Consider the following 5,522-nt stretch of genomic DNA (forward strand, 5'->3'; position numbering starts at 1 on the left):
ATAGTTGATAGTTTATAGTTGATAGTTTATAGTTGAAGGACTATAGACTATAAACTATAAACCATAAACTATAAACCATAAACTATAAACTATACACCATAAACTATAAACTATAAACCATAAACTATACACTATAAACTATAAACGAGTTTTGCATTTTGCTTTGGAGGAAATTGATAAAAATAGAGGTTTTAAATACCCGCTTAAAAACTACAGTTTCATAGTTTTGCAGAACTATAGAAACAAGGAAACAAGGGAGGGTTTTATTAACTTTATTCTCCTGGAGGTAAATGAATGCCTAAATTTGGAAAAAAAGAAGAAGGACTTTTTTGTTCTTTCTGTAGCAAAGGACAGACAGAAGTAAAGAGATTAATTGCCGGTCCAGGGGTTTATATCTGCGATGAATGTGTCTTACTGTGTAATGAAATTATGGCTGAAGAGTGGTTTAATGATTACAAAGATACTCAAATAGGACTTTTACCACGGCCTAAAGAAATTAAGGCAATATTAGATGAATATGTTATTGGACAGGAAAGGGCAAAAAAGATACTTGCAGTCGCTGTTTATAACCATTATAAAAGGATAAATGTAAGTATTAGAAAATCCGATGTAGAATTAGAAAAAAGTAATATTGTCTTAATTGGTCCAACTGGTTCTGGAAAAACCCTCTTAGCTCAAACATTAGCCAGAATCCTTGATGTCCCATGTGCGATTGTCGATGCAACCGCATTAACTGAGGCAGGCTATGTGGGTGAAGATGTAGAAAATATACTTCTTCAACTTGTTCAAAATGCTAATTTTGACATAAAAAAGGCAGAAGCAGGAATAGTCTATATTGATGAAATAGATAAAATCGCTCGTAAAGGTGGAGATAATCCATCTATTACCCGTGATGTTTCTGGAGAAGGTGTTCAACAGGGATTACTTAAAATCCTGGAAGGAACAATTGCTAATGTTCCACCACAAGGAGGACGAAAGCATCCGCATCAGGAATATATTCGGCTGAATACGATGAATATCCTCTTCATTTGTGGCGGAGCTTTTGTTGGATTAGAAAAGGTAGTTGAAGAAAGAATCGGCAAAAAAGTAATGGGATTTGGTGGTGATATTCAAAGTAGAGAAAAAAAGAAAATAGGAGAACTGTTACAACAACTTATTCCAGAAGACCTGTTAAAATATGGACTTATACCTGAGTTCGTAGGCAGATTACCAGTTATTGCCTCATTAAGCAGTTTAGAAAAAACTGATTTAATGCGAATTCTCACTGAGCCTAAAAATGCCTTGACCAAACAATATAAGAAATTCTTTGAGCTGGAAGGGATAAGATTAAAATTTACGGATGATGCCATCGATTTAATTGCAGATATTGCCCTGACACGAGAGACAGGAGCAAGAGGATTACGAGCAGTAATTGAAGAAACAATGCTTGATATTATGTATGAAATACCTTCCAAAAGCAATATTAAAGAATGTGTTGTTACCAGAGAAGTCGTGTTAAATAAAATTGCTCCAACTTTAGTCCTGCATAAAGAAACCGCATAAAGGATTATGCCTCGAAATCAGTGTGATTATCACAAACAATTTCCACCGGTGCAATTAGAAATAAAGGGATAATATTTTGGGAGGAATATCACATGCTTCATAAAATATATTTAGCCTTTTTATGGCATTTTCATCAACCAATGTATAAAAATATCATTAATACTCAAAAAGGGGCATATTTTATGCCATGGGTAAGAATGCACTCGATAAGAGATTATTTTAGTATGGCATATTTACTTAAAAAATATCCCAAAATACATCTTACCTATAATTTTGTTCCATCTTTATTATGGCAAATTGAGGATTATGTTAATAATTCAGCCACAGATAGAGAATTAGAATTATCATTAAAACCCGTTTCTAAATTATCTCAAGGAGAGAAGAATTATATTTTAATGCACTTTTTTGATGGAAATTATGAAACTCAAATTTATCCATATCCTCGATATAAAGAGTTATTGCAAAAAAGACAATCTAAAAAAACCTTTACCGGGCAAGATTTGATTGATTTAAAGATGTGGTTTAATTTAAGTTGGTTTGGGGAAATATTTAAACAAGGCGAGGTAACACTCCCGGATTCAAATATTCTCCCGGTTAAAGATTTTATAGAAAAGGATAGTGGATTTAAAGAAGATGATATTACTCAAATAATAGATTTGCAGTATAAAATTATGCGTAATATCATTCCTATTTATAAAAATCTTCAGGAGAAAGGTCAGATTGAAGTTTCTACCAGCCCATTTTACCATCCAATTATTCCTTTGATTTATGATACAAATCAGGCAACTATTGATAAAGAGGGATTGACATTGCCACCACGCTTTTCAATGCCAGGGGATGCAAAGGCACAGATTGATTTAGCCGTTGAGTATTATTCTAAGATATTTGGTCAACCGCCACGAGGGATGTGGCCATCAGAAGGGGCTGTAAGTCAATCGACTATTCATCTATTTGCTCAGGCTAATCTCAACTGGATTGCTACGGACCAGGGGGTATTACAGAAATCCGGTAAATATGGCTACGAGGCTTATAAGCCAGATGTCCTATGTTCACCTTACTTAGCCTTCGATGAAGAGAAAAATTCAGAGATAACCATTTTCTTCCGCGAAACTAAATTATCTAATGTTATAAGTTTTGATTATCAAAGATATAGAGATTACAAACAGGCGGCTATGGAATTTATTAATTGGGTAAAGGGATTTGCCCATAACGAAGACCGAATTTTAACTGTTATCCTTGATGGAGAAAATCCCTGGGGATATTATCGTAAGACGGGCGTAGAATTTCTTAATGCCCTTTATAAAAATTTATCTAAAGATAAAGAAATTATTACAGTTACATTTTCAGAATACATCACTGGTAATTCTGCTCGAGGTATTTTAGCCCATCCTAAAGAGACTCAAAAAAAGGTTTATGACCTATTTTGTGCCAGCTGGATAGACCAGGCCGGGTCTATGCCCGGAAATGACCTTGGCACCTGGATAGGTGATAAAGAAAAGAATAATGCCTGGAATTTACTCCGTTTGGTTAGGGAGGATTTAGACAAAAAGGGTATTACCCCACAAAACTATCCACAGGTGTTTGAATCAATCTATGCGGCAGAAGGAAGCGATTGGTTCTGGTGGTATGGCACTGATTACTCAAGTGACCGTGATGACCAGTTTGATACATTATTTAAAGACCATTTAAAAAATGCCTATTTGCGATTAGGATTGACATCAAGTCTCACCCAAAATTCTGTTAACATAACTTCAAATTTAGGTAACCCTTCAGATAGTAATTCACCGCAGAGACGCAGAGGAACGGAGAAGACATAGAAATAAATCAGATAACAGAAAAGAGAGTAGAAAGGCACAAGGTTTTCTGACTACTGACTATTGACTACTGATTTAATGTTGCGCTACTCAAGAGCTTGCCCTGATGAAAATCAGGGATGTTATGCGTCTCTGCGTCTCTGCGGTAAACGGTGGCTAAAATTTCAGTTGCTTTTTTAAAAGATTAGATGTATAATAAAGTTATGGTTGAAATCTGTTTTACTAAAATGGTTGCCAGTGGAAATGACTTTATCGTGATAGATAATCGGGATGGGGTAATTGATGTTACCCCTGGTTTAGTCAGGAAGATATGTCAGCGTAAGTTTGGTATTGGTGCGAATGGTGTGCTTATTGTCGAGCGGTCAAAACTCGCTGATTTCAGAATGAGAATTATCAACTCCGATGGTTCTGAAGCTGAAATGTGTGGTAATGGGGGAAGATGTATTGCCAGATTTGCTCAAATAAAAGAAATAGCTAAAAACAAAATGAAATTTGAAACATTAGCCGGGATAATTTTGGCTGAAGTAACAAACAACCGCGTAAAAGTTAAACTCACAGACCCACTAAATCTTTTCCTCAACAAAAAAATCCGCATAAAAGATAAAGAACTGACTGTGCACTGTTTAAATACAGGTGTGCCACACGCTGTTTTAATCCTTGACGAAATAGAAAAGGTAGAGGTAGTAGAATCAGGTAAGCAGATTAGATGGCATCAGGATTTTGCGCCTGCCGGGACTAATGTCAACTTTATTCAGGTAATCGATAACCAGACGATTAAAATAAGAACTTATGAGCGGGGCGTAGAGGATGAAACATTAGCCTGTGGCACTGGCTCAGCCGCCTCGGCTTGTATTTCCTCTATCTTAGAACTTGCAAAACCACCCGTAAAAATGATAACTAAAAGTGGTGAAATCCTTGAGATAGATTTTGAAAAGGATAAAGAGGTAATCACTAACCTTTATCTCACAGGCGATGTCCAGATTGTCTATGAAGGGGTAATAATGGAGGTAAAAACATAAATGAAAAAAATAATCTTAGGAGTGGTATTAAGTATTTGTTCATTGCAAGCACAGGCACAGACTAAAACTGTGGTTTTAGTTAATGATGTCCCAATTACAGAGGCTAAATTAGTTCAGGCAATGAAACCTTACGAGGCTGAAATTGCGGGCTCGCAAACGGTGTATCTTAAAATCCGTGAAAAGGTATTAGATGCCTTAATTGAGGAGGAATTGGTTATTCAAGAGGCAGAGGTAAGAAAAATTGAAATTCCCCGGGAGGAAATTGAACAGATTATCAATGTCATCAAAGGCAGATTCGAATCTGAGGAAAAGTTTAAATTAGCCGTTGAAACAGCAGGAATGAGTATGGAAGAATTTAATGAAAAGGTAAAAAGAGATTTACTTTTCCAGCGAATTAAGGATATAGAACTTAAAAAAAGGCTTACCGTAACTCAAGAAGAAGTAGATAATTTCTGTAAAGATTATGGGAAAAAGGTTCATGCCCAACATATCCTCGTTAACACTGAAAAAGAAGCATTAGATATTCTTCAGAAGGCTCAGTCTGGTGCGGATTTTAGTCAATTGGCGGCGACATATTCTCTCTGTCCATCCCGGCAAATGGGTGGTGATTTAGGTTTTTTTGGTAAAGGACAAATGGTGCCAGAATTTGAACAAGCCGCTTTTTCAATGAATAAAGAAGGGCAATTAAGTGGTGTGGTTAAAACCCAATTTGGCTGCCATATCATCAGATTTATTGCTAAAAAAGACCCCTCACCAGAAGAAATTACCTCAATCAAAACCGCACTTATGAACGAATTGTTTGGCAGAACATATTTTATTACGGGTAATGGATTAGATTTTGAAATAAAACGAAATTTAGAAGAGAGATTTATTGGTCAAAAGTTAGGAGTAGAATATATCATCTGGCTTTTTGAACTTAAAAATAAGGCAAAGATTGTGAAAATGTAACTATTCCGCCACTGATTATAGCACTTATTAATCGAAATTTGACATAGATATGGCTATGAAATTCCAAATCACAAATTCCAAATTCCATTTAGTGAATTAGTGAATTAAGCGAATTAGCGAATTAGTAAAATCTAATCTCTAATTCACTAATCTCTAATTCGCTTTTTGGTATGTGGAATTTGGTGCTTATTTGAGATTT

4 protein-coding genes are annotated in these 5,522 nt (G+C 35.5%); all 4 read left to right on the forward strand.

The features are described from left to right. Positions 1 to 294: 294 nt before the first annotated feature. The 4 genes from clpX (at position 295) to AB1422_16135 (ending at position 5,323) form a co-directional block, all read left to right on the forward strand. Positions 295 to 1,542 carry an ATP-dependent Clp protease ATP-binding subunit ClpX gene (gene clpX, locus AB1422_16120; protein MEW6620835.1) on the forward strand — a complete coding sequence of 416 codons (1,248 nt, stop codon included), beginning with the start codon at positions 295 to 297 and terminating at the stop codon, positions 1,540 to 1,542. Positions 1,543 to 1,634: 92 nt separating this feature from the next. Next, positions 1,635 to 3,359, forward strand: a complete 1,725-nt coding sequence (locus AB1422_16125) for a glycoside hydrolase family 57 protein (GenBank protein ID MEW6620836.1) — start codon at positions 1,635 to 1,637, stop codon at positions 3,357 to 3,359. Between the two features lie 185 nt (positions 3,360 to 3,544). Continuing rightward, positions 3,545 to 4,375, forward strand: a complete 831-nt coding sequence (gene dapF / locus AB1422_16130; GenBank protein MEW6620837.1) for a diaminopimelate epimerase — start codon at positions 3,545 to 3,547, stop codon at positions 4,373 to 4,375. Continuing rightward, on the forward strand, positions 4,376 to 5,323 hold the full coding sequence (locus AB1422_16135; protein ID MEW6620838.1) for a peptidylprolyl isomerase: 948 nt from the start codon (positions 4,376 to 4,378) through the stop codon (positions 5,321 to 5,323). It abuts the gene before it with no gap. Positions 5,324 to 5,522 lie beyond the last annotated feature (199 nt).

The organism is bacterium, from assembly GCA_040757115.1.
GTDB lineage: Bacteria > UBA9089 > CG2-30-40-21 > CG2-30-40-21 > SBAY01 > JBFLXS01.